This is a genomic window from Roseovarius salinarum (genome assembly GCF_002834145.1).
Classification (GTDB): Bacteria; Pseudomonadota; Alphaproteobacteria; order Rhodobacterales; family Rhodobacteraceae; genus Roseovarius; species Roseovarius salinarum.
Genome location: NZ_PHNT01000005.1, coordinates 104,664 through 128,863, shown reverse-complemented (window position 1 = coordinate 128,863; position 24,200 = coordinate 104,664). Strand labels below are relative to the sequence as shown.

General features: G+C 67.0%; 28 protein-coding genes. 14 read left to right on the top strand and 14 right to left on the bottom strand.

The window, feature by feature from the left end:
- The first annotated feature begins 81 nt into the window (after window positions 1-81).
- The 6 genes from CEF10_RS07050 to CEF10_RS07025 all read left to right on the top strand — a co-directional run bounded on the left by CEF10_RS07050 (window position 82) and on the right by CEF10_RS07025 (window position 6,406).
- Window positions 82-765, top strand: a complete 684-nt coding sequence (locus CEF10_RS07050) for an SURF1 family protein (protein WP_101067422.1) — start codon at window positions 82-84, stop codon at window positions 763-765.
- Window positions 762-2,150: a threonine synthase gene (thrC, locus tag CEF10_RS07045; protein WP_101067421.1), complete on the top strand. Its 1,389-nt coding sequence runs from the start codon at window positions 762-764 to the stop codon at window positions 2,148-2,150. Before CEF10_RS07050 ends, thrC begins: the two co-directional genes overlap by 4 nt.
- The gene (locus CEF10_RS07040) at window positions 2,147-3,409 is read left to right on the top strand and encodes a M16 family metallopeptidase (RefSeq protein WP_101067420.1); all 1,263 of its coding nucleotides are present in this window, start codon (window positions 2,147-2,149) and stop codon (window positions 3,407-3,409) included. Before thrC ends, CEF10_RS07040 begins: the two co-directional genes overlap by 4 nt.
- Window positions 3,409-4,008 (top strand): GNAT family N-acetyltransferase, encoded by a 600-nt coding sequence (locus tag CEF10_RS07035; RefSeq protein WP_101067419.1) that lies wholly within the window; start codon window positions 3,409-3,411, stop codon window positions 4,006-4,008. The genes CEF10_RS07040 and CEF10_RS07035 overlap by 1 nt, the downstream gene beginning before the upstream one ends.
- A gap of 140 nt (window positions 4,009-4,148) precedes the next feature.
- Window positions 4,149-4,961, top strand: coding sequence for an MBL fold metallo-hydrolase (locus CEF10_RS07030; RefSeq protein ID WP_101067418.1), 813 nt, complete (start codon window positions 4,149-4,151; stop codon window positions 4,959-4,961).
- Between the two features lie 32 nt (window positions 4,962-4,993).
- Entirely contained in the window at window positions 4,994-6,406 is a 1,413-nt protein-coding gene (locus CEF10_RS07025) for an FAD-binding oxidoreductase (protein ID WP_101067417.1), read from the top strand.
- Between the two features lie 133 nt (window positions 6,407-6,539).
- On the opposite strand, the gene CEF10_RS07020 is transcribed toward CEF10_RS07025, so the two are convergent.
- Window positions 6,540-7,079, bottom strand: a complete 540-nt coding sequence (locus CEF10_RS07020; protein ID WP_101067416.1) for an adenine phosphoribosyltransferase — start codon at window positions 7,077-7,079, stop codon at window positions 6,540-6,542.
- Between the two features lie 325 nt (window positions 7,080-7,404).
- On the opposite strand from CEF10_RS07020, the gene CEF10_RS07015 reads away from it, so the two are divergent.
- Window positions 7,405-7,590, top strand: coding sequence for a hypothetical protein (locus tag CEF10_RS07015; RefSeq protein ID WP_101067415.1), 186 nt, complete (start codon window positions 7,405-7,407; stop codon window positions 7,588-7,590).
- Between the two features lie 13 nt (window positions 7,591-7,603).
- Here the strand turns inward: CEF10_RS07015 and CEF10_RS07010 are convergent, their stop codons facing one another.
- The 3 genes from CEF10_RS07010 to CEF10_RS07000 form a co-directional block, all read right to left on the bottom strand.
- A complete protein-coding gene (locus CEF10_RS07010) occupies window positions 7,604-7,993 on the bottom strand; it encodes a hypothetical protein (RefSeq protein WP_101067414.1) in 390 nt (129 codons plus the stop codon).
- Between the two features lie 100 nt (window positions 7,994-8,093).
- Complete coding sequence (locus CEF10_RS07005; protein WP_101067413.1) at window positions 8,094-8,966, bottom strand: S-methyl-5'-thioadenosine phosphorylase; 873 nt, start codon at window positions 8,964-8,966, stop codon at window positions 8,094-8,096.
- A 211-nt stretch (window positions 8,967-9,177) separates the two neighbouring features.
- A complete protein-coding gene (locus CEF10_RS07000) occupies window positions 9,178-9,762 on the bottom strand; it encodes a flavin reductase family protein (RefSeq protein ID WP_101067412.1) in 585 nt (194 codons plus the stop codon).
- Between the two features lie 95 nt (window positions 9,763-9,857).
- Here CEF10_RS07000 and CEF10_RS06995 point away from each other — a divergent pair, with 95 nt between their 5' ends.
- Window positions 9,858-10,343 carry a GNAT family N-acetyltransferase gene (locus tag CEF10_RS06995; RefSeq protein ID WP_101067411.1) on the top strand — a complete coding sequence of 162 codons (486 nt, stop codon included), beginning with the start codon at window positions 9,858-9,860 and terminating at the stop codon, window positions 10,341-10,343.
- A gap of 59 nt (window positions 10,344-10,402) precedes the next feature.
- Entirely contained in the window at window positions 10,403-11,152 is a 750-nt protein-coding gene (locus CEF10_RS06990; RefSeq protein ID WP_101067410.1) for an EcsC family protein, read from the top strand.
- Between the two features lie 110 nt (window positions 11,153-11,262).
- Here CEF10_RS06990 and ptsP read toward each other — a convergent pair whose 3' ends face one another.
- The 5 genes from ptsP to CEF10_RS06965 all read right to left on the bottom strand — a co-directional run bounded on the left by ptsP (window position 11,263) and on the right by CEF10_RS06965 (window position 16,601).
- A complete protein-coding gene (gene ptsP, locus CEF10_RS06985) occupies window positions 11,263-13,506 on the bottom strand; it encodes a phosphoenolpyruvate--protein phosphotransferase (RefSeq protein WP_101067409.1) in 2,244 nt (747 codons plus the stop codon).
- Window positions 13,507-13,575: 69 nt separating this feature from the next.
- The gene (locus CEF10_RS06980; protein WP_101067408.1) at window positions 13,576-14,814 is read right to left on the bottom strand and encodes an aspartate kinase; all 1,239 of its coding nucleotides are present in this window, start codon (window positions 14,812-14,814) and stop codon (window positions 13,576-13,578) included.
- 133 nt (window positions 14,815-14,947) lie between these two features.
- Window positions 14,948-15,595 (bottom strand): SDR family oxidoreductase, encoded by a 648-nt coding sequence (locus tag CEF10_RS06975; RefSeq protein ID WP_101067407.1) that lies wholly within the window; start codon window positions 15,593-15,595, stop codon window positions 14,948-14,950.
- A 16-nt stretch (window positions 15,596-15,611) separates the two neighbouring features.
- The gene (locus tag CEF10_RS06970) at window positions 15,612-16,046 is read right to left on the bottom strand and encodes a DUF1178 family protein (RefSeq protein ID WP_101067406.1); all 435 of its coding nucleotides are present in this window, start codon (window positions 16,044-16,046) and stop codon (window positions 15,612-15,614) included.
- Window positions 16,047-16,124: 78 nt separating this feature from the next.
- Complete coding sequence (locus CEF10_RS06965) at window positions 16,125-16,601, bottom strand: NUDIX hydrolase (protein WP_101067405.1); 477 nt, start codon at window positions 16,599-16,601, stop codon at window positions 16,125-16,127.
- A 524-nt stretch (window positions 16,602-17,125) separates the two neighbouring features.
- Between CEF10_RS06965 and CEF10_RS17170 the strand changes: the two genes are divergently transcribed.
- The 5 genes from CEF10_RS17170 (at window position 17,126) to bfr (ending at window position 18,712) form a co-directional block, all read left to right on the top strand.
- Complete coding sequence (locus tag CEF10_RS17170) at window positions 17,126-17,290, top strand: hypothetical protein (protein ID WP_232796432.1); 165 nt, start codon at window positions 17,126-17,128, stop codon at window positions 17,288-17,290.
- Window positions 17,287-17,466 carry a hemin uptake protein HemP gene (locus CEF10_RS06960; protein WP_101067404.1) on the top strand — a complete coding sequence of 60 codons (180 nt, stop codon included), beginning with the start codon at window positions 17,287-17,289 and terminating at the stop codon, window positions 17,464-17,466. The genes CEF10_RS17170 and CEF10_RS06960 overlap by 4 nt, the downstream gene beginning before the upstream one ends.
- Before the next feature lie 14 nt (window positions 17,467-17,480).
- The gene (locus CEF10_RS06955; protein WP_101067403.1) at window positions 17,481-17,912 is read left to right on the top strand and encodes a hypothetical protein; all 432 of its coding nucleotides are present in this window, start codon (window positions 17,481-17,483) and stop codon (window positions 17,910-17,912) included.
- 70 nt (window positions 17,913-17,982) lie between these two features.
- Complete coding sequence (locus CEF10_RS06950) at window positions 17,983-18,240, top strand: (2Fe-2S)-binding protein (protein WP_101067402.1); 258 nt, start codon at window positions 17,983-17,985, stop codon at window positions 18,238-18,240.
- Window positions 18,224-18,712 carry a bacterioferritin gene (gene bfr, locus CEF10_RS06945; protein WP_101067401.1) on the top strand — a complete coding sequence of 163 codons (489 nt, stop codon included), beginning with the start codon at window positions 18,224-18,226 and terminating at the stop codon, window positions 18,710-18,712. Before CEF10_RS06950 ends, bfr begins: the two co-directional genes overlap by 17 nt.
- Window positions 18,713-18,748: 36 nt before the next feature.
- Here bfr and CEF10_RS06940 read toward each other — a convergent pair whose 3' ends face one another.
- The 5 genes from CEF10_RS06940 to CEF10_RS06920 are packed head-to-tail and all read right to left on the bottom strand — an operon-like array spanning window position 18,749 to window position 24,171.
- Window positions 18,749-19,717, bottom strand: a complete 969-nt coding sequence (locus CEF10_RS06940) for an ABC transporter ATP-binding protein (protein ID WP_101067400.1) — start codon at window positions 19,715-19,717, stop codon at window positions 18,749-18,751.
- Window positions 19,714-20,682 carry an ABC transporter ATP-binding protein gene (locus CEF10_RS06935; RefSeq protein ID WP_101067399.1) on the bottom strand — a complete coding sequence of 323 codons (969 nt, stop codon included), beginning with the start codon at window positions 20,680-20,682 and terminating at the stop codon, window positions 19,714-19,716. The genes CEF10_RS06940 and CEF10_RS06935 overlap by 4 nt, the downstream gene beginning before the upstream one ends.
- Window positions 20,682-21,590 (bottom strand): ABC transporter permease, encoded by a 909-nt coding sequence (locus CEF10_RS06930; protein ID WP_101067398.1) that lies wholly within the window; start codon window positions 21,588-21,590, stop codon window positions 20,682-20,684. Before CEF10_RS06930 ends, CEF10_RS06935 begins: the two co-directional genes overlap by 1 nt.
- Window position 21,591: 1 nt before the next feature.
- Window positions 21,592-22,572, bottom strand: coding sequence for an ABC transporter permease (locus CEF10_RS06925; RefSeq protein ID WP_101067481.1), 981 nt, complete (start codon window positions 22,570-22,572; stop codon window positions 21,592-21,594).
- A 60-nt stretch (window positions 22,573-22,632) separates the two neighbouring features.
- On the bottom strand, window positions 22,633-24,171 hold the full coding sequence (locus CEF10_RS06920) for an ABC transporter substrate-binding protein (RefSeq protein WP_101067397.1): 1,539 nt from the start codon (window positions 24,169-24,171) through the stop codon (window positions 22,633-22,635).
- Window positions 24,172-24,200 lie beyond the last annotated feature (29 nt).

Below are 24,200 nucleotides of genomic sequence, written 5' to 3'. Positions count from 1 at the left end.
GCGCGCTTGAAAACGGCCGGGCGATACGGATAAAGCAAAGCGCGCGGGTTCGCGCGCTTTTCCTTTTGAAAGGAGCCTGCATTGCGGCGTGTCATCATCCCCCTGCTGTTCGGCATCCTCGGCACCGCGGTGCTGGTCGCGCTGGGTGTATGGCAGGTTCAGCGCCTGGCCTGGAAGGAGGGGCTGCTCGCCGACATCGAGGCCCGGATCGCGGCAACGCCCGTCGCGCTGCCCGCCGAGCCGGACCCGGAACGCCACGCTTTCCTTCCCGTGGAGGTGACCGGCACGATGGAAAACCGCGCCCTGCGGGTCCTTGTCAGTCGCAAGTCCGCCGGTGCGGGATACAGGCTCGTGTCGCCGTTCGAGATCGATGGCCGTCGCATCCTTCTCGACCGGGGGTTCATCAGGGTATCGAAGGATATCCCCGCCCCGCCCGACGGGCGGGTCGCCATCATCGGCAACTTGCGCTGGCCCGATGACCGGAATGCATCGACGCCGGAAAACGATGTGGCGGGCAACACGTGGTTCGCGCGCGACCTGGGGGCCATGGCGGCGGAGCTCGGGACCGAGCCCGTGCTGGTCGTCGCGCGCGAGACGTCGTATTCCGACGGTCCCGTGACGCCGCTGCCGGTCGACACCTCGCACATTCCGAACGATCATTTGGGCTATGCCATCACCTGGTTCGGGCTCGCGGCGATCTGGGTGGTCATGACCGGGTATTTCCTCTGGCGCGGGCGCCGGACAGACAAGGGGACGACGCCGTGAAATATATCTCGACGCGGGGGCAGGCCCCCGAGCTGACCTTCGAGGACGCGATGCTGACCGGGCTGGCCCGGGACGGTGGCCTTTATCTGCCGCAGGCCATTCCGCAGATGACGCACGCGCAGATCGCCGGCCTAGAGGGACTCGCGTACGAGGACGCAGCGTTTCGCGTGATGCGTCCCTTCGTGGACGATGCGTTCACCGATTCGGAGTTCGAGGCGATCATCGCCCGCGCCTACGCGGGCTTCGGCCATGTGGCGCGCGCGCCGCTCAAGCAGCTGGCGCCGGGGCATTTCCTGCTGGAACTCTTCCACGGCCCCACGCTGGCGTTCAAGGACTTCGCGATGCAGCTGATCGGCCAGCTGTTCGAAGCGTCGCTTAAACGCTCGGGCCGCCGGGTGACGATCGTCGGAGCGACCTCGGGCGACACCGGATCGGCCGCGATCGAGGCATTCCGGGGGCTCGATTCGGTCGATGTCTTCATCCTTTTCCCCGACGGGCGCATCAGCGAGGTGCAGCGCCGCCAGATGACCACCCCGGTCGAGGACAACGTGCACGCGCTGGCCATCGACGGGCATTTCGACGATGCCCAGGCGCGCGTGAAGGACATGTTCAACGATTTCGATTTCCGCGATGCCGTGAACCTCGCCGCCGTGAACTCGATCAACTGGGCCCGCGTGCTCGCGCAGGTGGTCTATTACTTCACCGCCGCCGTCAGCCTGGGCGCGCCGCATCGCCCGGTCAGCTTCACGGTGCCCACCGGAAATTTCGGCGATATCTTCGCCGGCTACATCGCGCGGCGCATGGGCCTGCCGATCGAGCGGCTGGTGGTGGCCACGAACCAGAATGATATCCTGCATCGCTGCCTTGGCGCGGGAGAGTACCGGCCCGAGGGCGTGGCGCCCTCGATCAGCCCGTCGATGGACATCCAGGTCAGTTCCAATTTCGAGCGCGCGCTCTACTACGCCTACGGGCAGGACGGCACGGCGATTGCCCGTTTGATGGAGGAGTTGCAGGAGGGCGGCTTTTCCCTCAGCCAGGGCGCGCTGGAGTCGCTGCGCGAAACCTATGACAGCGGCCGCTGCGACGAGGATGAAACGCGTGCCACCATCCGCCGCGTGCTGGGCGAAAGTGGCGAGCTTCTTTGTCCGCACAGCGCGGTGGGCGTGGCCGTGGCCGACGCGCACCGCCGGCCGGGCACGCCGATGGTCACGCTGGCCACCGCCCACCCGGCGAAGTTTCCCGACGCGGTCGAGGCGGCCTCGGGCCGCCATCCGGCCTTGCCCGCGCGCCTGTCGGACCTGTATGAGCGGCCGGAGCGGGCGACGCAGGTGCCCAACGAACTTGCCGCCATCGAGACACTCATCAAGCAACGGACCCATCATTGACCGTCAACCTGACCACGCTGCCCAACGGATTCCGGATCGTCACCGAACACATGCCCGGCCTCGAGTCGGCCGCCGTGGGTGTCTGGGTGCTGGCCGGTGCGCGCAACGAGACGGCGCCGCAAAACGGCATCGCGCATTTCCTGGAACACATGGCGTTCAAGGGCACGCGGCGGCGCAGCGCGCTGCAGATCGCCGAGGCAATCGAGGACGTGGGCGGCTACATCAACGCCTATACCAGCCGCGAGGCCACGGCGTATTACGCGCGGGTCCTCAAGGCTGATGTGCCATTGGCGCTGGACGTGGTCGCCGACATCCTGCGCGAGCCCGTCTTCGACCCGCGCGAGATCGAGGTCGAGCGCGGCGTCATCCTTCAGGAGATCGGGCAGGCGCTGGACACGCCCGATGACATCATATTCGACTGGCTGCAGGAGCAGGCCTATCCCGACCACCCGCTGGGCCGCACGATCCTCGGCGCCGAGGAGCGGGTCAGTGCCTTTGGCCGCGACGACCTCATGGGGTTCGTCGACAGCCACTATCGCCCCGGGCAGATGGTTCTGGCCGCCGCCGGTGCGGTGGACCACGATGCGCTGGTGGCCGAGGCCGAACGCCACTTCGGGGACATGACGCCGGCGGCGCCAGTGGCGTTTGATACCGCACGGTTCCAGGGCGGCGAAAGCCGGCGGGTCAAGCCCCTCGAACAGGCGCACATGGCGCTGGCCTTCGAAAGCCCGGATTACGCCGACCCGCGGATCTACGCCGCGCAGATCTATGCGCTGGCGCTGGGGGGCAGCATGTCGTCGCGTCTCTTCCAGGAGGTCCGCGAACGTCGCGGGCTGTGCTACACGATCTTCGCGCAGGCCGGCGCGTATTCCGATACCGGCATGACCACAATCTACGCCGGCACCTCGGCGGACCAGGTGGACGCACTGGCCGGGATCACGATCGACGAGATGAAGCGCGCCGCCGACGACCTGAGCCGCGAGGAGGTGGAACGCGCCCGCGCCCAGATGAAGGCCGGTTTGCTCATGGGCCTTGAAAGCCCGTCGAACCGGGCCGAGCGCATGGCGCGCATGCTTCAGATCTGGGGGCGCGTGCCGCCGCTGGAGGAGGTGGTGGAGTGCATCGAGGCCGTGACCCTGCCGCAGGTGCGCGACCTCGCGGCCGAGATCGCCACCCGCGCGCCCTCGGCCATGGCGCTTTACGGCCCGGTGGAGGCCGCCCCCACGCTCCAGGCGCTTCAGGACAGGCGTGCGGCCTGATGGTCTTCCCGCGCCGGAAGTTCCGGATCGAGACCGAACGGCTCACCCTGCGCCTGCCCGCCCTGAGCGATTTCCGCGACTGGTCGTCACTGCGTCGCCAGAGCGCCGAGTTCCTCGTCCCTTGGGAACCCACCTGGGCGCCCGATCACCTGACGCGCAAGGCCTTCACGAACCGTGTCTACTGGGCGCAGCGGGCGATCACGCAGGGCACCGCCATGCCGCTGTTCCTGATCCGTCGGGACGACAACGTCCTGCTGGGCGCGATCACGCTCGACAACATCCGCCGCGGACCGGCGCAGTCGGGCACGCTGGGCTACTGGATCGGGGCGCCTCACGCCCGGCGGGGCTACATGCGCGAGACGATCCGGGCCGTGGTGCATTACGCCTTCACCCGGCTGGATCTCAGCCGCGTCGAGGCAGCCTGTTTGCCCGAGAACACGGCCTCGCGCGGGTTGCTCGAGAAGAGCGGCTTCAAGTACGAGGGCGTCGCCCAGAGCTATCTTCAGATCAACGGGCGCTGGCGCACGCATGTGCTTTACGCCGCGTTGCGCGCCGACCGCCGCGGCCGGGTCGAGGCCGGTTGGCAGGAGATTTCCTGACGGCCGCCCAGGGGGCTCCGCCCCCGTCGCGCTGGCGCGCGACTCCCCCGGAGTATTTCGGGGCAAGATGAAGGCAGGGCGCCGGGGATGACTTGCGGCGCACCCGCGCTATACCCTTTCCGAAAGAGGAGGGTGCCGCGATGATCCGTCTTGTCCTGATTTTCATCCTGCTTGCCGTGCCCGCCACCGCGCAGGAGCGCCGGCCCAGCCATTGCATCGCCCTGGCCGAGGGCGTGCCGGGCGTCCGTTACCTGCACAGGGCATCCTACCGGGAGCCGGTGGCAGAGCACACGGTGCGCATCCGCTACATCGCGCATGCCTCGTTCCTGATCCGGACCTCGGACGACGTGTCGGCGGTCACCGATTTTACCGGATTCGTCGGGAACGCCGATTTCATCCCCGACGCGGTGACGATGAACCACGCCCATTCCACCCACTGGACGGCCCACCCCGACCCGGCGATCGACCACGTGCTGCGCGGCTGGAGCGACGCGCCCGGCGGCGCGGCGCATCACCTCGACCTGGGCGGCATGCTGATCCGTAACGTGCCCACCGACATCCGGCGCGGCGCGGGCCGCGAGGAGAACGGCAACTCGATCTTCATCTTCGAGGCGGCGGGGCTTTGCATCGCGCACCTGGGTCACCTGCACCACGAGCCAACCCGCGCGCAATACGCGGCCATCGGGCGCGTGGACGTGGTGATGGCCCCGGTCGACGGCGGCTACACCATGCCGCTACCGGCGATGATACGGGTTCTCAAGCGTTTGCGCGCCTCGGTCGTGATCCCGATGCACTGGTTCACCGGGCGCACCTTGCGCGCCTTCGTGGACGGCATGCGCGACGATTTCGCGGTGGTGGACGAAGGCGCGCACCGGCTGGACGTGAGCCTGCGGTCGCTTCCGTCGCGGCCCACCATCGTGGTGCTGCGCCCGCGTTACCTGCGCGACCCCTAGACGGGGCGGTGCAGCATGCTAGACCGGTGTGCATGGATCTGAATCCCGCCGACGCCGCCTTCGTCGATCGACTCAAGGCGCGGCTGCCGCCGGCCGCGTTCCGGGCTCCGGAGCCGCGGTATTTCGAGGAACCGCGCGGCCGGTGGACGGGGCGCGCGGGTGCCGTTGTCGCCCCCGGCGATGTTGACGAGGCCGCGCGGATCGTGCGGTCGGCCGCCGAGGCGCGCGTGCCGGTGGTGCCCTATGGCGGCGGGACCGGGCTTGTGGGCGGGCAGGTCTGTCCCGAGGGGCCCGCGCCGTTGCTGGTCAGCCTCGAGCGGATGACGGCCATTCGCAAGCTCTACCCTGACGAGAACCTGATGGTGGCCGAGGCGGGCGCGATCCTGTCGGACATCCACGCCGCGGCCGAGGGGGGCGACCGGCTGTTCCCCTTGTCGATCGCGTCGAAGGGCAGCGCGCGGCTGGGCGGGCTGCTGGCAACCAACGCGGGCGGGGTGAACGTGCTGCGCCATGGCAACGCACGCGACCTGTGTCTCGGCCTCGAGGCGGTGCTGCCCGACGGGCAGGTCTGGCACGGTCTCAAGCGGCTGCGCAAGGACAACGCGGGATACGACCTGCGCGACCTGCTGATCGGCGCCGAGGGCACGCTGGGGCTCATCACGGCGGCGACGCTGCGGCTCGCGCCGCGGCCGGCGGGCGAGGGAACGGCGCTGATGGTCGTCGACGGCCCCGCTGCCGCGCTCAAACTGCTGGGGCTGGCGCGCGACCACATGGCCGAGGGCGTCAGCGCCTTCGAACTGATGCACCGGCAAGCGCTGGACTTCCTGTCAGAGACGCTGCCGGAGCTGCGCCAGCCCTTCGAGACCCCGCCCGACTGGTTCGTGCTGATCGATGTCGGGCTGGCGCGTGGTCTGGACCCGGCCGGCGCGTTGGAGACGCTTTTCGCCGAGGCTGCAGAGGCCGGGCTCGTCCACGACGGGATGATCGCGCAAAGCGAGGCGCAGCGCCGCGATTTCTGGGAGCTGCGCGAACAGATCCCGGAGGCCAACCGGCGGATCGGGGCGGTGAGTTCGCACGACATCTCGTTGCCGCTGGGCGCGGTCCCCGGGTTCATCGAGAAGGGCGCGGAAACCGTCGCGCGGTTGGGCAACTACCGCGTCAACTGCTTCGGGCACCTGGGCGACGGCAACCTGCACTACAACGTGTTCCCGCAACCCGGCCAGAGCCGCGACGACCACCTGGAGGCGCGGGCGGCGATCAAGCGCGCCGTGCACGACCTGGTGGACGAGATGGGCGGCTCGGTCAGTGCCGAGCACGGGATCGGGCGACTCAAGGTGGAGGACCTCGAACGCTATGGCGACCCGGCCAAGCTGTCGGCGATGCGCGCGATCAAGCGCGCGCTCGATCCGGCGGGGATCATGAACCCCGGTGCTGTCCTGCGTTGAAGTCCGGTACGGCGGACGCCCCGCCCCCGCGGGACGCAGGAGCGGGGGCCCTTCGCGATCTGGAGGGATCACTTGCAAGCAGGACCGCGATGCGGCCGCCCCTGTGGTAACCCGGGAAGGGTTGCCGAAGCGTTTACGCGCCCTCGAAATCGCAGACGCTGTGCACGGGCAGGCCCATCGCCTCGAGCCGGGCGCGACCGCCGAGATCGGGCAGGTCGACGATGAAGGCGCAGCCGGGAATCTCGCCGCCCAGCCGTTCGATCAGCTTGATGCGGGCCACGGCGGTGCCGCCCGTGGCGAGCAGGTCATCGACCAGAAGGACCGTTTCGCCCGGCTGCAGGGCGTCATCGTGCACCTCGACGATGGCCGCGCCGTATTCCAGCTCGTACTCTTCGGAAATCACCGGGCCGGGCAGCTTGCCCTTCTTGCGGATCGGCACGAAGCCCACGCTCAGCTGATGCGCCACGGCCCCGCCGAGGATGAAGCCCCGCGCCTCGAGCCCGGCGACCTTGTCGATCCGCGTGCCGGCGAAGCTGTGCACCATCTGGTCGACGGCCATGCGGAAGCCGCGCGCATCGTTGAAAAGCGTGGTCACATCGCGAAACATCACGCCTTCGCGCGGGAAATCGGCGATCGTTCGGATATAATCCTTGACGGTCCGGGGGTCGGGCATCGGCCATCCTTGTCTTGATCCGGGGCTGTCCCGGTTTGGCCGATGCGCACGCCCGGTGCAAGGGCCGGGCGGATCGAGCGGGGCCGAGTGGCCCCGTTCCTCAGTGCTTGGCCTGTGAGAAAAAGCGGTAGAAGCGGTTGGGAATCCAGCGCAGGTGCGGCTTGGTCCAGTCCATCCGGTCGCGCATGAGGAATCGTTGTGCAGTGTAGAGTGTCATTTCCGGCTTTCCCTTTTCGGTGCTTTTTCGTTATTGTGACAAGAGAAGGTATATGCAACGTATATACATCGCATATGCGGTCTTTTCAAGGTCCGGCGGGGAAGTCTCGTGAGCACGAAGGACGACAAGGCGGACAAGAAGAAATCCGGCAAGAAGAACAGCCAGTTGATCCTGCGCCTCGACAAGTCTGAACGCGACGATTTCATCGCGTTGTGCAAGCAGATGGACACCTCGGCCGCGCGCGAGATCCGTGCTTTCATCCGGGACTTCGTGCGCAGGCACGGCCGCGAATGAGCGGCGATGCCCGTCAGTTCGGTGTCGCGCCGAAACGATACTGTGCGATGGCCTCGACCAGCCGGTCCAGCGCCCAGATCACCGCCATGAAGGCTGCCATGCACAGCGCGTAGTTCACCAGCGTCTGTGTGATGCGTTTCCACCGTGCATCGCGGTGGGCAAAGATCGGCACTTCCGGGCGCAGCAGGAAGCGCGACGCGAGGTAGCCGAACAGCAGACCGGCCAGCACCCAGTAGATCACCTCGAACCAAATCGAGGACGCCTGTTGCGCGACATAGCGGGCGAACCCCACCAGAACCGTCCAGCGCAGCACGTTGAACGCCTCGTCGGTCAGTGCCTCGACGCGCTGGCCAAGTTGGGTGCGGAAGGATTCCTCGGACAGTCTTTCCAGCCAGTGGACCATGCCGTCACACCAGCATCGCCGCGCCAGCGTTGTCCAGCATGGCGCGCATCGCTCGCGCAACCGTGGTCGCTCGTGAGGTGCAGGATGGCGCCCGACCCGCTCAAAGCACCCGGCCGGCGATCGCGTCGAGCTTGGCCACCAGCGCGGGGTCACGTTTTTCCGGCGCCGTCAGGATCGCGTGGTCGAGCGCGCGGTCGCACCCCTGCGCGCAGGGGGCACGGTCGGCGCCCAGCCGGGCGGGCAGGCCGCGCACGGTGTCGCGGCCCTTTTCCGCGTTGCCCAGCAGCGTGGCGATGATCTGCGTGACGTCCACTTCGCCATGGTGCGCGTGCCAGCTGTCGTAGTCGGTGATCATGGCCACGGTGGCGTAGCAAAGCTCGGCCTCGCGGGCGAGCTTGGCCTCGGGCATGGCCGTCATGCCGATCACGTCGCAGCCCCATTGCTCGCGGTAGAGCTTCGACTCCGCGAGGGTCGAGAACTGCGGCCCTTCCATCGCGAGGTAGGTGCCGCCGCGGTGCACCGTGACGCCGCCCGCCGCGGCGGCCGCCGCGCAAGCCTCTCCGAGCCGCGAACAGGCCGGGTGGGCCATGCTGACATGGCCAACGCAGCCCGCGCCGAAGAAGCTGCCGGCGCGATGCCGGGTACGGTCGATGAACTGGTCGACGACCACGAAATCCCCGGGGGCCATCCCCTCGCGGAACGACCCGCAGGCCGACACGCTGACCACGTCGGTCACCCCAAGCCGCTTGAGCGCGTCGATGTTGGCGCGGTAGGGCACGTCCGAGGGGGAATGAACATGCCCGCGGCCATGCCGCGGCAGGAAAGCCATGGGCACGCCATCCAACCGGCCCGTCAGCAATTCGTCCGAGGGCGGCCCCCACGGCGTCTCCACCGCGCGCCATTCGGCATCTTCGAGCCCTTCCATGTCATAGATGCCCGATCCGCCGATCACGCCGATCATGGTGTCCGTCATGCTGTTCCCTTTCGTGCTGGCCGTCGCCGTCTTGCCCCGAGTGATACGGCGTCAGGTCGCGTTTGGGAACGGGTCATGGTCGTCAGGGCCATCGCCTTGCTGTTTTGGGCGCCCCGGGGCGGCGTGCCAACCGGCCCGATCCGGTTTGTGAAATGAAAACAGGCCCATTCGTGGACATCCCGCATCGTACCGACTCGAATCCGAAACCCGGTCAGTCGTCGGGCCGTGACAGCGTGAAGACGTCGCGAACGGTGGTGTAATCGCGATAACCCAGCCGTGCCAAGGGGTTGAAGCGGGTCACGTCGAAGCGGCCCTCGACAATGCAGTCGTCACGCAAATGAACGCCCGTAACCTCCCCGAAAACAACGAAATTGTCGTCTCCCTTCAGTTCGTGGATGTGGGTCGTGCGGCACTCCAGCGCGGCCGGCGCACCGGCCACCCGCGCGCAGGCAATGGTTGCGCATTCCTCGCGCTCCACCCCGGCGTGGTCGAACTCGTCCACGTCAATCGGCAGCGTCTTCGAGGTCGCGTTCATCGCGTCGCGCATGGCATTGGCCACGACGTTGACGCAGAACACAGCCGTCTCGCGAATATTGTGCAGGCTGTCCTTGCGCCCGGTCGAGGCGAACATGACTTGCGGCGGCACATAGGCGACCCCGTTGAAGAATGAATAGGGCGCAAGGTTGTTGACGCCGTCATTGCCGCGCGACGAGATCCAGCCGATGGGGCGCGGGGTGACGATGGCGTTGAACGGGTTGTGCGGCAGCCCGTGGCCGTCCTTGGGTACGTAGAACATCTGCCCTCGAATTGTCCGGGAAGCTTTGCGGTTTGTGCCCGACATAGCGCCGTGCTACGCGCGAATCCACCCGGAGGTTTAAGGATGCGCGGCCGGTGTTCAATCTTGTCCCGGAGACCGATGACGACTGGTGGGAGGTCGAGGCGCTCTACGACCTGTGTTTCGCGCCGGGGCGCGAGGCCCTGTCGTCCTATCGCCTGCGCGACGGGGTTGCGCCCGCTCGGGGGCTGAGCCTCGTGGCGCGCGACGCGGAGGGTATCCTGGCCGGCGCGATCCGCTACTGGCCCGTGCGCGTGGGCGAGTACCGGGCGCTGCTGCTGGGGCCTGTGGCCGTGCACCCGACGCGGCAGGGCGAGGGTTTGGGCGCCATGCTGATCCGCGAAAGCCTGCGCCGCGCCGCCCGCCTGGGCTGGAGCCGCGTGCTGCTGGTGGGCGATCTGCCCTACTACGGCCGCTTCGGCTTCGACCGGCTGGAGGGGGTGGAGATGCCGCCGCCCACCAACCCCGCACGGGTGCTCGGAAGGGCGCTCAGGCCCGGCGCCTGGACCGGCGTCCGCGGCCGCGTCGAAAAGGCGGCTTGAAAGCGGCGCGCGCCGTGCAGATCCTTGACACGGGTCAACGCACCGCGCGGAGGTCATGAATGGAATTGCTGGGCGCACCCCTGGACGACGACGCCGTCGAGGCACGGCTGGCCGAACTCGCGCGGCGTCATGCGCGCGCGGGCCACATCGGGGTCGAGATCCTAAATCTGCTGGGCGGGCAGGCCGAGGATCTGCTGGGGCGCCTGCCGCCTCAGGTACGCGCGCGGTTGGACGACGCGAGCGAGCGGGCGCTGAGGGCCGCGATCGACACCGCGCACCGGTCGCGCGGGGTGACGGGCGAGGCGCCCGGCTGGATGAGCCGGGCGGTGGGCACCGCGATGGGCGCGGCAGGTGGCTTCGGCGGTCTGCCCACGGCGATGGCCGAATTGCCGGTCACGACGACCCTGCTGCTGCGCACGATCCAGGACGCGGCGGTCGATTGCGGTTTCGACCCGGACGAGGCGGCGGTGCGCCACGACTGCGTGCAGGTGTTCTCGGCCGCCGGGCCGCTCACAGATGACGACGGCGCCGACCTCGGGTTTCTCGCCGCGCGCATGACGGTCACCGGGCCGACCGTGCAGGCCCTGATCGCGCGGGTCGCACCCCGGTTGGCGACGGTACTGGGACAGAAGCTCGCGGCGCAGACCGTGCCGGTGCTCGGCGCGGCGGCCGGGGCGGCCACGAATTACGTCTACACCCGCTACTACGGCGAGATGGGGCAGGTGCATTTCGGCCTGCGCCGCCTCGCAATCGACGCCGACCGCGACCACGCACAGCTGGTCGAGACATTCCGCAGGCGGCTGCGCTGAGCGCGGCCATCTTCACCTTGGGCCAAATACTCCGGGGGTGAAGGCCGAAGGCCGAGGGGGCAGCGCCCCCTGCGTCCGCGAAACGAGCGCGCCGAAGGCGCACCGCCGGGTCAGAGCTTGCCGCGCAGGTAGTCCATCACGGCGGGGCGGACAGACTGATCGCCGCGGTCGCGGGCGTCGGTGATGATGCCCCGCAACTCGTCGAGGTTGATGCGCCGAAGGATCGACTTCACCGGCCCGATCGAGGCCGGGCGCATCGACAGCGTGCTCAGCCCGATCGCCGCGAGGCAGGCCGCCTCGACCGGCCGACCGGCATCCTCGCCACAGAAGCTGAGCGGCGTGCCGGTCTTTTCGCAGCGATTCACGATGCGTTCCAGAAAGGTCAGGAAACTGACGTTGAGCGTGTCGTAACGCCGGCGCACGAGCTCGTTCTCGCGGTCGGCGGCGAAGAAGAACTGCTTGAGATCGTTGCCGCCGATGGACAGGAATCCGACCTCCTCGAAGAACTTGTCGGGCGCGAAGGCGAGGCTGGGTGTTTCCAGCATCGCGCCCAGCTCGACCGTCCCGGGCAGGGGATGGCCCAGGATCCGCTCGCGCGCGATGGCCTTGTCCATTTCCGCGCAGGCGGCCGCGTACTCCTCGCGCTGGGCAACGAACGGGAACATCACGGTCAACGGCCGGCCCGCCGCGGCGCGGATCAGTGCCTGCAGCTGCATGCGCATGACGCCGGGCTTGTCGAGGCCCACGCGCACCGCGCGCCAGCCCAGCGCCGGGTTGGGCTCGTCCGTGGGCTTCATGTAGGGCAGCACCTTGTCCGAGCCGATGTCGAGGGTGCGGAAGACCACGCGCTTGCCCTTGGCGGCGTCCATCACCCGCGCGTAAAGTTCCGACAACTCGGCGCGCTTGGGCATGTGGTTGCGCACCAGGAACTGCAACTCGGTGCGGAACAGGCCCACCGCATCGGCGCCGGAGCTTTCCAGACTGGGCAGATCGGCCATCAGCCCCGCGTTCATCTGCAGCGCGATCCGACGGCCGCACAAAGTCTCGGCCGGCTTGTCACGTATCGAGGCATAGCGCTCCTGCGCCTGTGCCTGCATCGCCATCTTGTCACGGAAGGCGGTGACGACCGTGTCGTCGGGCCGCAGGTGCACGACAGCGTTGTCGCCGTCCACGAGGATGTGGTCGCCGTTGAGTGCCTCGGTGGTGATGCGCTCGGCATGGATGACCAGAGGGATGGCGAGCGCGCGGGCAACGATGGCGGCGTGGCTGCCCACGGCCCCCTCCTCCAGCACGATGCCCTTGAGCCGGCGGCCATAGTCCAGCAGTTCCCCGGGGCCGATGTTGCGTGCCACCAGGATCGGGTCGGCCGGCATTTCGGCACCGGTTTCCTGCCCCTGTCCGGTCAGGATGCGGAGCAACCGGTTGCTCAGATCATCAAGGTCGTGCAGCCGCCCGCGCAGGTAGGCGTCGGTGACCTGGCCCATGCGCGCCCGCGCGGTGGATTGCTCTTTCTCGACGGCCGCTTCGGCGGACAGGCCGCGGCCGATGTCCTCCTCCATCCGCCGCAGCCACCCCTTGGAGTTCGCGAACATCCGGTAGGCTTCGAGCACTTCCAGCTGTTCGGCGTCGCCCGTGGCGGCGTTCGACAGCATCCGGTCCACGCTGACGCGCAGATCGTCGACGGCTGTGCGCAGGCGCTCCAGTTCGCTTTGCGGGTCCTCGGCGATCGGGTTCGTGACGACGACGCGCGGTTCGTGCAGCCAGACGTGGCCCTGCGCCGCGCCCTCCTGGCCGGTGGTGCCGCGGAACAGCACCGCCTGCTGGTGGCGCGCGGACATCGCCGCGCCTTCGCCGACGAACACGCCGAGTTCCGTCATCTCGGCGAGCACCATGGCCACGACCTCGAGCGCGTAGACCTCCTCCTCGGAGTAGAGCCGCGCCTCCTTCGACTGGACGACGAGCACGCCCAGCATCTCGCCGAGCCGCTGGATCGGCACGCCGGCGAAGGTCGAGAATGCCTCCTCCCCCGTCTCGGGCATGTAGCGGAAGCCCTTGGCACTGGGCGCGTCGTCGGTGTTGATGATCTTTCCGTTCCGGGCGACCCGGCCGACCAGACCCTCTCCCAGCTTCATCCGCGTCTCATGCACCGCGTCGGGGTTCAGACCCTGCGTGGCGCACAGTTCCAGCGTGTCCTCGTCGCGGAAAAGGTAGATCGAGCAGACCTCGGTCTGCATCTCGTCGGCGATCAACCGGACGATCTGGTCGAGCCGCGCCTGTCCGGCGGCATCCTCGGCCATGACCGCGCGCAGGCGGCCCAGCATCTGCCGGCTGTCTGTATCGTGCTGTGCGCTCATGCTGTTTTCGCTCTTCGCGCCGCTCGCGTGTACCGCGTGGCCGGGACGCCGGCCCGCGGGGGCCGGCGATCAGGCCGCGCCCTCCAGTTCGAAGGCATCATGCAGGGACTGGACGGCGAGTTCCATGTATTTCCGGTCGATCAGAACGGAAATCTTGATCTCGGAGGTTGCGATCACCTTGATGTTTATTCCTTCGTCGGAAAGTGTCCGGAACATCTTCGAGGCCACGCCTGACTGGCTGCGCATGCCGATTCCCACGGCCGAGACCTTGGCCACATCCGTGTCCGCGATGAGGTCGTGATAGTTGATCTGGCCCGCCGCCTTCGCGTCCTGCAGCGCCTTCTCGGCCCGCGCCACTTGGTTGGTCGGGCAGGAAAACGTCATGTCGGTGCGCCCCTCTTCCGAGATGTTCTGCACGATCATGTCCACGTTGACGCCCGCGTCCGACAATGGCCCGAAGATGGCGGCGGCGATACCGGGGCGGTCGGCGACCGATACCAGCGTCATCTTCGCCTCGTCGCGGGAATAGGCGATCCCGTTCACGACGTTCGATTCCATGATTTCCTCCTCGCTGCAGACCAGCGTGCCGGCCGCGTCCGACTGTTCCTCGAAGCTCGACAGAACCCGCAGCTTCACATTGTAACGCATCGCCAGTTCGACGGACCGGGTCTGAAGAACCTTCGCCCCGAGGCTGGCGAGCTCGAGCATCTCCTCGAAGGCGATGCGGTCAAGCTTGCGGGCCTTGTCGGCGATTCGCGGGTCGGTTGTATAGATCCCGTCCACATCGGTGTAGATGTCGCAGCGTTCCGCGCCGAAGGCGGCGGCGAAGGCCACCGCGGTCGTGTCGGACCCGCCGCGGCCCAGCGTGGTGATCCGGCCCTCGGGGCTTATCCCCTGGAAGCCGGCGACGACGGCCACGCGCATGCCTTCCGCGAACTTCGCGTTGATGTTGTCCGGCGGAATATCCTCGATACGGGCGGCGGAATGGGCGGAACTGGTGCGCAACGGCACCTGCCAGCCCTGCCAGCTGCGCGCGGGCACGTCCATTTCCTGCAGGGTCAGCGCCATCAGCCCGGCGGTCACGTTCTCGCCGGAACTCACGACGGCATCGTATTCGCGCGCGTCGAACAGCGGCGAGGTTTCCTCGACCAGGTTGACCAGCTCGTTCGTCTTTCCGGACATGGCGCTGACGATGACGATCACGTCGTAGCCCTTGGCCACCTCGACGCCGACCCGTTTGGCGGCGCGGCGGATGCGGTCCAGCGTGGCGACGGAAGTGCCGCCGAATTTCATCACGAGAACGGGCATGGCCGTGTCCCTGCCGGTTGAATCGGGCGGGGTTTACGCCCGCTGACGCCCGAGGGCAAGACGCGCGGCCCGCGCGAACGGCGATTTGTTGACGCCACGTCGGGAAACCGCGTGACCTGCCGTCCGGACGAGATCAGAACGGCAGGTCGCGGCCGTCCCAGGACTGGAAGCAACCGGCGGTTTCCGGGCCCAGCGCCGCGAACCTCTCGACCAGGCCCGCCGCGGACTCCTCCACGCCGATCTCTCCCGACGGGCCGCCCATGTCGGTGCGCACCCAGCCGGGGTGATAGACACCGACGGAGATGCCGCGGGGCGCCAGGTCCACGGCGAGGTTGCGCCCGAGGTTGAGTGCCGCGGCCTTGGAGGCGCGGTAGGCATAGCTGCCACCCTCGGCCATCGCCTGGCTGCCAAGCCGGCTGGACAGGATCGCGACTTTCGCGGCGCCCGCACGTTCCAGGTTGGGCAGCAGGGTCTGGACGGTCAGGAAAACGCCGGTCACGTTGGTGGCGAAGGTCTCTGCCCATATCGAGGCGGGAAACCCACCTTCAAGCGGCTGGCCCTTGTCGGGATAGATGCCGGCGTTGCAGATCAGCAGGTCGATCGGTCGCTCTTCGAGCCGGTTGGCCAGTGCCGCGTGGCTGGACGGGTCCGTCACGTCAAGCGGCGCCAACGCGCCCCCGCCAACCCGGGATGTGCCGGTTACCGTGTGACCGGCCTCGGCGTAGCGTTCGCTCAATTCCCGACCTATGCCGCGGCTGGCTCCGGTGATCACGACATGCATCGGACGGCTCCTCCGGTCAGTTGGACTTGCGGCGCGGCGTGAACGGAAGGGGGGCCACGGGCAGGCCGTCGTCGATCAGCTTTTTCGCTTCGTCGGCTCGGGCCTCGCCGTGAATCGACCGTTCCGGTGCCGCGCCCTCGTGGATCCGCCGGGCCTCCGTCACGAAATCGCGGCCCACATCCTCGGAATTCTCCTCGACATGACGGCGCAGCCGCGCCAGGGCCTGTTCGGCCGCACCGGAAGGTTGCGAAAGCGCGCGCTCGTCGGGCTGCGCGGCAGGGTCACGCCCGCCCTGCACATGCGGTGCCATCATCGCCTTCTCAACCTGCGTGGAACCGCATACGGCGCAGGCCACCTTGCCGCTGGAAACCAGTTTGTCGAACGCTTCGGTCGACCGGAACCAGCTTTCGAAGCGGTGATCTTCAGCGCATTTCAGAGTGAACTTGATCATGTCGAATACCTGAACCGAAACGTGACCATAGCCGCCCGGCGGGAGAATTCAAGCGCGGCCACGCGTGCGAGCGCGGCATCAGCCCTTGAGCAACTTCGGGTCGAAACGGCGCAGGATCTCGGCCAGTTCCGGTTCCTCGACACGCTCGGCCGCCTTGCGCGGGCGGAACCACTTGCGCCGGCGTTGACCGCGTTCGGGAAAATCGGCTGCCAGCCCCTTGACCTTGACGGGGTAGACCATCGCGACGCAGGGCACGCCCTGTTCCGGGCCGATGGCCTTGTGATAGGAAAACAGTCCCAGGCAAAGGTCGCGGGTGCGGCCGCGGACGCCGGCTTCTTCCCATGCTTCCTGCAATGCGCATTGACAGGGTGTCTTGCCATCCATCGGCCAGCCCTTGGGCACGATCCACCGGCGGGACGTGCGGCTGGTGATCAGCAGAACCTCCGGCTTGTCACGGGTGATGCGATAGCACAGCGCGGCGAACTGCGTCCGCACGTCCGTCTTGCGCGCTGCCTGCAATGACAACGGCAGCTGTTTGATCGACTGAAGGGTCATGCGTGCCCTGTGCCCGCCCTGCTGCTCTCGATTGCGCCTGTTGCTTGATGATAGCGCATCCAGGCCCCGTCAGGCCAGACACGAGTGGCGTGTCACGCCGAAAACGGGTTTCCGCTGCGGCCGTTTCACCACTTTCGGCGGGTGGACCCGGGTTATTGCCTATCAGTCAGGCAGTTGCCGGGGCCATTTCACATTCGGCGTGAACCGTCTTCATCCGCCGGGCGGTGGTAGACGCGTGGTGCGAGGTTGCTGCACGCAATCTGCGCGGTGGAGTCCCGATGCGTGCGCATATTCGCAATCGGGCGTCGAAAACTTGCGAAAACCCGATCAAACGCGAAGTCATCCACAGGAAGCCTGAGCGGTATTGAGCGGAAGGTGGCCCGGCAGTCGGATGTGACGAAGAAAAGGTGATGGAAAGAATCGGAATTGACGAATAAAAGTATTTCTGTCAGGAATAACTTGCCAAGCTACCGCGACACGGCCAGCCCGGCATGAAAACGACACATGAACCCAGGAGGTGGATGATGCGGGTCCTTTTCCCGAGCGCGGTCGATGGGCCGCCGGCCCGGCGCATGCCGGTCGAAAACGAGGCATGGCGCCGCGATGTCGTCGATGCTGCCCTGCAGGGCACGTTCCCTGTCGAGAGCCGGCTGGAAGCGTTGCTTGATCGTCTGGAGGGGCGGTCATGATTGCCGCGCGGTTCGCCTCGGACGCCAGCCCCGTCTCTGCGGCGGGCCAGGACGGTGCGGCCTGCCACGATGCGCGCGCGCTGACGGGCGGCGCGCAGACGGCGAATATCGTTCTGGACGGGCAGGTCTACACGCTGCGCATCACACGCGCGGGCAAGCTGATCCTGACGAAATGAAACATGTCCGCGACATGACCGGCGCCGCGCCCGTGGCCGTTATGGATGCGTTGCCGCAGACCGAACAGGCCCTGGTGCTGGCCCTGCGCGCCTGGCGCACTCAGGCAGGCCGGCCCGCACGCCCCGTGCCGGCGCTGTCTGGCGCTCCGGTCGCCGCCCTGGGCGAGATCCTGGAGATCCTCGACCGGTACGGGCGCCGCGCGCTGGCGTGTCATGCCCCGGGCTGCCGCCGTGTCGGGGGTGACGAAGCGTTGTTCGCGCATTTCGTGACGACCGCCGCCACCGGCGACCGCGAGGATGCCATGATGCTGGGCGCGCTGCTCGTGGATGCGGCAATGCTCTTGCCGTTGATGCACGCGGCACAGCAGCTGGGGCTTCAATTCGCACGCGCCATGCCGGGCGTCCACCGGGCCGCGTGCCGCCGCGATGCGGCCGCCATTCATTGACCCGTGTCAAGGACACGCACGCCCCGCGGTGCCACCCGGGCGCTGACGGTCAGCAGAAGGACGAGACAGAATGATCGTGTGCCATTGCAATTCGATCACGGACAAGGAGATCGAGGCTGCCGTCGAATGGATGCGCGCGGCCGATCCCGACACGATCATCACGCCGGGCCGCGTCTATCATGCCCTCGGCAAGAAGGTGGATTGCGGCGGCTGCCTGCCGCAATTGATTGACACGATGCGCCAAAACGACAAGTTTGCGGTACCCAGGGAACTGCGCGGCCTTCGCCGCGCGACATTGGAGGGAGACGCAAATGAAGGGCGACGATAAGGTCATAGAATACCTCAACAAGGCGCTCCGGAGCGAACTCACGGCGATCAATCAATACTGGTTGCACTATCGTCTCCAGGATGACTGGGGTTATGGGCGGATCGCGGCGAAGTCGCGCGCAGAGAGCATCGAGGAGATGCATCACGCCGACAAGCTGGTCGAGCGCATCATCTTCCTGGGCGGCCATCCCAACCTCCAAAAGCTCGATTCGCTGCGGATCGGCGAGACGCTGCGCGAAACGCTGGACGCGGATCTCGCCGCCGAGCACGAGGCGCGCACGCTTTACATCGAGGCGCGCGACCACTGCGAGAGCGTGAACGATTACGTCTCCAAGAACCTTTTCGAGGAGCTGATCGCGGACGAGGAAGGGCACATCGATTTCCTCGAGACGCAGATCGAACTCTACGACAGCCTCGGCGCCGAGCGGTACGGGCTGCTCAACGCCAGCCCGGCCGACGACGGCGACGACTGATCGGCACCCGCGGCAGGAGGGGCACGACCCTGCGGATCACTCCGCGAAATGGCAGGCGGCCTGCGTGCCATTCGGCAGGGTGCGCAGCGCGGGCCGTTCGGCGCGGCAGCGGTCCTCGGCCATCGGGCAGCGCGGCGCGAAGGGGCAGCCGGGCGGCATGTTGACGGGGTCGGGTAGTTCGCCCGGCTGGCGCGGCTTGTCGAAGGATCCGCCCTCGAGCTTGGGAATCGCATCCAGCAGCAGCTGCGTGTAGGGATGTTTCGGCGCCGAGAACAGCGTCTCGGTGTCGGCCAGTTCCATCACCCGGCCCAGATACATCACGGCGACCCGCGTGCCGAAATGTTCCACCACGCTCAGGTCGTGGGTGATGAAAAGGTAGGTCAGCCCGCGCTCGGCCTGCAGGTCGTTCATCAGGTTGAGTATCTGCGCCTGGATCGACACGTCGAGCGCCGAGATCGGCTCGTCCGCGACGATGAAGGCGGGGTTCGTGACCAGCGCGCGGGCGATCGCGATGCGCTGGCGCTGGCCGCCCGAGAACTCGTGCGGCAGGCGGCGCTGCCAGCTCTGGTCGCAGCCGGTGGCGTCCAGAACGGCCTCCACCTGGGCGCGTACGTCCTTGGCGGACTTCTCGGGCATCAGGTGCTGTACCGGCTCGGCCAGGGTGTCGAAGACCGTGCGCCGCGGGTTGAGCGAGGCGTAGGGGTTCTGGAACACCATCTGCATCTGCGCGCGGATGGGCTTGCGCGTGGCGTCGTCCATCGTGTCGATGCGCGCGCCCTTGAACCGGATCTCGCCGGCCGAGGGGGACAACAGGCCCATTATGGCCCGGCCGAGCGTGGTCTTGCCGCAGCCCGATTCGCCCACGACGCAAAAGGTTTCGCCCGGTTCGATCCCGACGTCCACGGTATTGAGCGCGTGCAGCACGGGCTTCTCGCGGCTCAGGAAGTGCGTGGGCAGCGGGAAACGGACCTCGATGCCCTTCGTCTCGACAATGGGGTCGCTCATGACGCTGCCTCGTCCTGGTCAAGCGGGTGAAAGCAGGCGACGCCGTTTTCCAGCGGCGGGATCGTCCGCTTGCACTCTGCCGTCGCGCGCGCGCAGCGCGGGTGATAGGCGCAGCCCGGCGGCAGGGCGGTGATCGGCGGCATCGAGCCGGGAATCTGGTAAAGCTTCGTGCCCCGCCCGGCGTGTTGTGGCAGCGCGCGCAGCAGGCCGTCGGAATAGGGGTGCGACGGCGCCTCGATGATGCGCTTGGTCGGCCCGTCCTCCACGCACAGGCCGGCGTACATGATCATGATGCGTTCGGTCACCTCGGCCACGACGCCGAGGTCGTGGGTGATCAGGATCAGGGCGACATCGTTTTCCCGGCACAGCTTGAGAATGAGCGCCATGATCTCGGCCTGGATCGTGACATCGAGCGCGGTCGTGGGCTCGTCGGCGATGATGACCTCGGGGTCGGTCAGAAGCGCGATGGCGATCACCACCCGCTGGCGCAGCCCGCCCGACAACTCGTGTGGATAGGCCGCCAGGCGCGACTCGGCCGACGGGATCGCCACCTGCTTGAGCTTGGCGATGCACAGCTTGCGGGCATCGGCGTCCGAGATGTTGCGGTGCGCCTTCAGGGTCTCCATCATCTGGGTGCCGATGGTCAGCACCGGGTTGAGCGTGACCATCGGGTCCTGGAAGATCATCGAGATGCGATTGCCGCGGATGCCGCGGATGTCGCGTTCGCTGAGGTCCAGCAGGTTCTCGCCGTGGAACATCACCTCGCCGTGGCTGACCCGCCCGGGCTCGGCGATCAGGTTGAGGATGGCGAAGGCCAGCATCGACTTTCCGGCACCGGATTCGCCCACCACGCCAAGGCGTTCGCCCTTTTCCAGGGTCAGGTTCACCCCGCGCAGCGCCTCGACCTCGTTCCGCTTGCCCTGCGGGAAGGCCACGTGCAGGTCGCGCACTTCGAGCATGGCCATCAGTCCTCTCCCCGCCGGAGTTTCGGATTGAGCACGTCGCGCAGCCAGTCGCCCAGAAGATTGAGCGCGAGGATCAGCACCACCAGCACGATCGCCGGGTAGAGGGTGATCCACCACGACCCGGAGAAGATGAACTCGAACCCCGAGCGGATCAGCGACCCCAGCGAAGGCCTGTCCGTGGGCATCCCCAGCCCGAGGAAGGACAGCGACGCCTCGATCATGATCGCCTCGGCCACCTGTATGGTGGAGATCACCAGCACCGGCGTCAGCGTGTTGGGCAGGATGTGCCCCCACATGATCTTGCGCGGGGGCAGGCCGATCACGCGGGCCGCGTCGACGTATTCCTTCTTCTTCTCGCCCAGCACCGAGGAGCGCACGGTCCGCGCGAACTTGGGCCACTCGGCCACGCCGATCACGAGGATCAGCATGATGATCGCGTAGTCGGCATAGGTGTTGGCATCGAAGGCCGCGTTGAACAGCGCCAGCGCGATGATCGCCATCATCAGGGTGGACAGCGACAGCTGGATGTCGGCCAGGCGCATCAGGAAGCTGTCGATCCAGCCGCCCTTGTAGCCGGCGATCAGCCCCAGCGTGATGCCCAACATCCCCTGCACGATCACCGCGCCCAGCCCGATCAGCAGCGAGATCCCGGTGCCGTACATGATCGTGCTGAGCACCCCGCGCCCCTGGGCGTCGGTGCCCAGCAGGAACCTGTCGTCGCCCCCGGGGTGCCACGCGGGCGGCATTTCGCTGTCCATGATCGACAGCTGCATCAGGTCATAGGGGTTCTGCGGCGCGATGATCGGCGCAAGCACGGCCATCAGCACCAGTATCAGCAGCACGACGCCGGCGCCGATGGCCACCGGGTCGGACAGGAAGCGTTTGAGAAAGGCGGAGAACGAGATCATGTCAGCCCTTGGCCCCTGGCAGTTTCACCATCGGGTTGATGAGCGTGTAGACGAAATCGACGATGGTGTTGACGATCACGAAGATCAGGCCGACGACGATGATGTAGGCAATGATAAGCGGTGTATCGACGCGGTTGACCGCCTCGAGGAACAAGAACCCCATGCCTGGCCACTGGAATACGGTTTCCGTCAGGATTGTGTAGGCGATCAGCGTCCCGATCATCAGCCCGCCGACGGTGACCACCGGCAGCAGCGTGTTGCGGAAGGCATGAACATAACGCACCCGGCGCTGGCTCAGCCCCTTGGCGCGCGCGAAGCGGACGTAATCGGTGCTCATGGCTTCCAGCATCTCGGCGCGGATCAGCCGGATGAACAGCGGCAGCATGATCGAGCTCAGCGTGATCGACGGCAGGATCAGGTGGCTCAGCCCGTCGAGTGTGAGAAAGCCCGTCTCCCAGCCCCAGGGCAGTTCGACCGTGTCGCCGCGGCCGAAGGCTGGCAGCCAGCCCAGTTCGACCCCGAAAAGCCAGACGGCCGCGATGGCGGTCAGGAACACGGGGATCGAGATGCCGACGATCGATCCGGTCATGATGATCCGCGTGAGCCAGGAATCGCGGTTGATCGCGCAATAGATGCCGGCGGGGATCGACAGTGACAGGAAGATGAACACGGCCCCGATCACCAGTTCGAAGGTGGCCGGGAACTTGTCCATGATGACGTCGACCGCGGGGCGCTTGAAGAAGTACGAGGTGCCCAGGTCGCCCTGGACGGCGTTGCCCAGAAACCGGACGTACTGGACGAGGAACGGGTCGTTGAGGCCCATCTCCTCGCGCAGGGCATCGCGTTCCTCCTCGGAAACGGACTGGCCCACGAGTTCGCGAAGCGGGTCGCCGAGATTGTCCTGGATCGAGAAACCGATCACCGAGATGACCAGCATCACGATCACGGCCTGCACGGCGCGGCGTATGAGGAAAGCGAGAATATGCATGGGGGGCGTGTGGGTCAGGCGGGCCGGTGAAACAACCGGCCCGCCTTTATCACATCACTGCTTGATGACAAGGTCGCCCAGGTAGGGGAAGTTCATCACGTTGACGACATCCTCGATCATCACGCCCTTGCGCGCGCCATAGGCCAGATCCTGCCAGTGGAAGGGGATGAAGGCCGCTTCTTCATAGAGGATCCGCTCCACCTCCTGCAGCATCTCGGCACGCTTATCCTGGTCCGTCTCGGTGAGCGACGCCAGCGTGAGCTCGTCCACCCGTTCGTTGGAGTAGTTGCCCGAGTTGTACTGGCCGCGGCCCGTTTCCGGGTTCGGCGTCATGGTCAGGAACTCGTTGAAGTTGGCCGAGTCCTCGGTGTCCGAATGCCAGCCGATCATCATGATGTCGGCCGCGCGCTCGTCGAACTTGGGCCAGTACTGCGCCTTGGGCATGGTCGTCAGGTCGATCTCGATACCGATCTTCGCGAGCATCGCGGCGGACGCCTCGCAGATCTTGAAATCGTTCACGTACCGGTTGTTGGGGCACATCATCGTGGCCTCGAACCCGTCGGGGTAGCCGGCTTCCGCCATGAGCTGCTTGGCCTTTTCGAGGTCGTAGCGGGGCTCGAGGTTCGGGTTGTGACCGACGTAGCCCTCGGGCGATTGCTGGGCGGCAACGGTGCCGAAACCCTTCATGATCTTCTCGACGATGCCCTCGTTGTTGATCGCATAGGCCATCGCCCGGCGCACCTTGGTATTGGCCAGCGCCTCGTGGCGCTCCTGGTTCATCTGCAGCGTGATGACCCGCGTGCCGGTCATCGTCACGAGCTTGGTGTTCTCGTTCTCGCGGACGCGATCCAGGTCGGTGGGCGGCACCGGCGCGATGAAGTCCACGTCGCCGGCCAGAAGCGCGGCCACCCGGGTGGGCGCCTCCTTGATCGGGGTCAGGATCGCGGTCTGAACGTCGCCGGGGCTGTCCTCGTCCCAGTAGGTCTCGTTGCGTTCGAACACCACGCGCACGCCCTGTTCACGCTCGGCGATGGTGAACGGGCCCGTCCCCGAGACGTTCTGGCTGGCGAAACTGTCGCCGTGCTTGGCGATCTCGGCGCCGCCTTCCTCGTAGAACTTCTTGTCCATCGGGAAGACGTAGGTGGCGGTGTGCAGCATCAGCGGGCTGGGGCCGTCCGTCTTGACCTCGACGGTGTGGGCGTCGATCGCCTCGGCCGAGACCCAGCCGTTGAAGATGCCCTTGAAGTCGGGCGAGGATTTCAGCCGCTCGATCGTCCAGACGACGTCCTCGGCCGTCATCTCGTTGCCCGAGTGGAACTGCACGCCCTCGCGGAGGTTGAACCGCATGGTGGTTTCATTCACCCGCTCCCAGCTCTTGGCGATGCGCGCGTCGAAACCGAGGTCCTGGTTCCAGCGCACCAGCGGGTCGAAGACCATGTGCGACAGTTGCAGCGTGCCGCCCGAAAGCTGCTCGTGCGGATCGAGCGACACGGGGTCGGCGTCGTAGGCGAATTTCAGCGTCTGAGCGGCGCCGACGCCGGCAGTTGCCAGCATCACCGCGCCAGCGGCTGCCAGGTTTCGTAGAAGTCTCATGATTTTCTCCCTGTAGGCTTGGGACACGC

What these genes read in the sequence shown, in the direction of transcription:
- CEF10_RS06935 (WP_101067399.1), bottom strand. Translation starts at nt 20,682, where the DNA reads ATGGCCATGCTCGAAGTGCGCGACCTGCACGTGGCCTTCCCGCAGGGC.
- CEF10_RS06970 (WP_101067406.1), bottom strand. Translation starts at nt 16,046, where the DNA reads ATGATCAAGTTCACTCTGAAATGCGCTGAAGATCACCGCTTCGAAAGC.
- CEF10_RS17170 (WP_232796432.1), top strand. Translation starts at nt 17,126, where the DNA reads ATGCGGGTCCTTTTCCCGAGCGCGGTCGATGGGCCGCCGGCCCGGCGC.
- CEF10_RS06960 (WP_101067404.1), top strand. Translation starts at nt 17,287, where the DNA reads ATGATTGCCGCGCGGTTCGCCTCGGACGCCAGCCCCGTCTCTGCGGCG.
- ptsP (WP_101067409.1), bottom strand. Translation starts at nt 13,506, where the DNA reads ATGAGCGCACAGCACGATACAGACAGCCGGCAGATGCTGGGCCGCCTG.
- CEF10_RS07010 (WP_101067414.1), bottom strand. Translation starts at nt 7,993, where the DNA reads ATGGTCCACTGGCTGGAAAGACTGTCCGAGGAATCCTTCCGCACCCAA.
- bfr (WP_101067401.1), top strand. Translation starts at nt 18,224, where the DNA reads ATGAAGGGCGACGATAAGGTCATAGAATACCTCAACAAGGCGCTCCGG.
- CEF10_RS07025 (WP_101067417.1), top strand. Translation starts at nt 4,994, where the DNA reads ATGGATCTGAATCCCGCCGACGCCGCCTTCGTCGATCGACTCAAGGCG.
- CEF10_RS06980 (WP_101067408.1), bottom strand. Translation starts at nt 14,814, where the DNA reads ATGCCCGTTCTCGTGATGAAATTCGGCGGCACTTCCGTCGCCACGCTG.
- CEF10_RS06975 (WP_101067407.1), bottom strand. Translation starts at nt 15,595, where the DNA reads ATGCATGTCGTGATCACCGGAGCCAGCCGCGGCATAGGTCGGGAATTG.
- CEF10_RS06920 (WP_101067397.1), bottom strand. Translation starts at nt 24,171, where the DNA reads ATGAGACTTCTACGAAACCTGGCAGCCGCTGGCGCGGTGATGCTGGCA.
- CEF10_RS07035 (WP_101067419.1), top strand. Translation starts at nt 3,409, where the DNA reads ATGGTCTTCCCGCGCCGGAAGTTCCGGATCGAGACCGAACGGCTCACC.
- CEF10_RS06965 (WP_101067405.1), bottom strand. Translation starts at nt 16,601, where the DNA reads ATGACCCTTCAGTCGATCAAACAGCTGCCGTTGTCATTGCAGGCAGCG.
- CEF10_RS06940 (WP_101067400.1), bottom strand. Translation starts at nt 19,717, where the DNA reads ATGAGCGACCCCATTGTCGAGACGAAGGGCATCGAGGTCCGTTTCCCG.
- CEF10_RS06955 (WP_101067403.1), top strand. Translation starts at nt 17,481, where the DNA reads ATGACCGGCGCCGCGCCCGTGGCCGTTATGGATGCGTTGCCGCAGACC.
- CEF10_RS06930 (WP_101067398.1), bottom strand. Translation starts at nt 21,590, where the DNA reads ATGATCTCGTTCTCCGCCTTTCTCAAACGCTTCCTGTCCGACCCGGTG.
- CEF10_RS06950 (WP_101067402.1), top strand. Translation starts at nt 17,983, where the DNA reads ATGATCGTGTGCCATTGCAATTCGATCACGGACAAGGAGATCGAGGCT.
- CEF10_RS07020 (WP_101067416.1), bottom strand. Translation starts at nt 7,079, where the DNA reads ATGCCCGACCCCCGGACCGTCAAGGATTATATCCGAACGATCGCCGAT.
- CEF10_RS07000 (WP_101067412.1), bottom strand. Translation starts at nt 9,762, where the DNA reads ATGTTCTACGTACCCAAGGACGGCCACGGGCTGCCGCACAACCCGTTC.
- CEF10_RS07030 (WP_101067418.1), top strand. Translation starts at nt 4,149, where the DNA reads ATGATCCGTCTTGTCCTGATTTTCATCCTGCTTGCCGTGCCCGCCACC.
- CEF10_RS07005 (WP_101067413.1), bottom strand. Translation starts at nt 8,966, where the DNA reads ATGACGGACACCATGATCGGCGTGATCGGCGGATCGGGCATCTATGAC.
- CEF10_RS06990 (WP_101067410.1), top strand. Translation starts at nt 10,403, where the DNA reads ATGGAATTGCTGGGCGCACCCCTGGACGACGACGCCGTCGAGGCACGG.